This window comes from Ensifer aridi (assembly GCF_002078505.1).
GTDB lineage: Bacteria > Pseudomonadota > Alphaproteobacteria > Rhizobiales > Rhizobiaceae > Sinorhizobium > Sinorhizobium aridi.
Genome location: NZ_LUAV01000058.1, coordinates 712 through 1074, shown reverse-complemented (window position 1 = coordinate 1074; position 363 = coordinate 712). Strand labels below are relative to the sequence as shown.

The following is a 363-nucleotide window of genomic DNA, read 5'->3' as shown; positions in this document are numbered from 1 at the left end:
GAAGTGATGCATGCCGAGGTCCAGGCCGTGCTCGAGGGACGCGCGCATGAGCTGGCGGCGCCGCAGCCGTTCCGCAATCTGGTGGCGCAGGCGCGGCTTGGCATGGATGCCAAGGCGCATGAGGAGTTCTTCCGGAAGATGCTCGCCGATATCGACGAACCGACCCTACCGTTCGGGCTGAGCGAGGTTCGCGGCGACGGCAGCGGGGTCGGCGAGGCGCAGCGGATGCTGCCGCAGGCGCTCAACGATCGGCTGCGCGACCAGGCGCGGCGGCTGGGGGTCAGCCTGGCGAGCCTTTGCCATCTCGCTTGGGGCCAGGTGGTGGCGCGAAGCAGCGGCCGCGAACAGGTGGTGTTCGGCACG

At 70.0% G+C, this 363-nt stretch carries 1 protein-coding gene; it reads left to right on the top strand.

The window, feature by feature from the left end; all coding sequences use genetic code 11:
- Positions 1 to 363: condensation domain-containing protein (locus tag AYK65_RS31145; protein ID WP_139793418.1), on the top strand; the 363-nt coding region annotated here is incomplete at both ends.